The 405-nt window shown below is 67.4% G+C and carries 1 protein-coding gene; it reads right to left on the reverse strand.

Features of this window, described 5'->3' with window-relative positions; translation table 11 throughout:
- On the reverse strand, positions 1-405 hold a 405-nt coding region (locus tag G4D86_RS51955; RefSeq protein WP_164003122.1), incomplete at both ends, for an MFS transporter.

Here is a 405-nt window from a genome sequence, read left to right on the forward strand (position 1 = left end):
CCGTGGCCTTGAGCGCGGCGAGCTGCTCCTGCGTCACCTGGCTGTACGGGTCCACGTGCGACGTGAGCGCCGTGGTGTTCACCTTCGTCAGCCGGTTGAGCGCGCTGCTCATCCACGCGGTGCCGATGGAGCCCCCCAGTTCGCGCGTCAGGTTGAAGAGCCCCGCCGCGTTGCCGCGCTGGTCCGGCCGCAGGTTGCTGAGCGCCATCACCGACAGCGGCACGAAGATGAAGCCCATGGAGCAGGCGCGGATGAAGACGGGCGTAATCAGCGTCGCCTCGTCCGCCGTGCTGCTCAAGTGGCCGTTGGTCCACAGCGACAGGCACATGCCAATGATTCCCAGGCCCACCAGCCACCGCCCGTCGAGCTTGCCGCCGAACTTGCCGATGAGCGGCATCAACAGCA

The sequence above is a fragment of the Pyxidicoccus caerfyrddinensis genome (genome assembly GCF_010894405.1).
In the GTDB taxonomy this organism is placed as follows: Bacteria; Myxococcota; Myxococcia; order Myxococcales; family Myxococcaceae; genus Myxococcus; species Myxococcus caerfyrddinensis.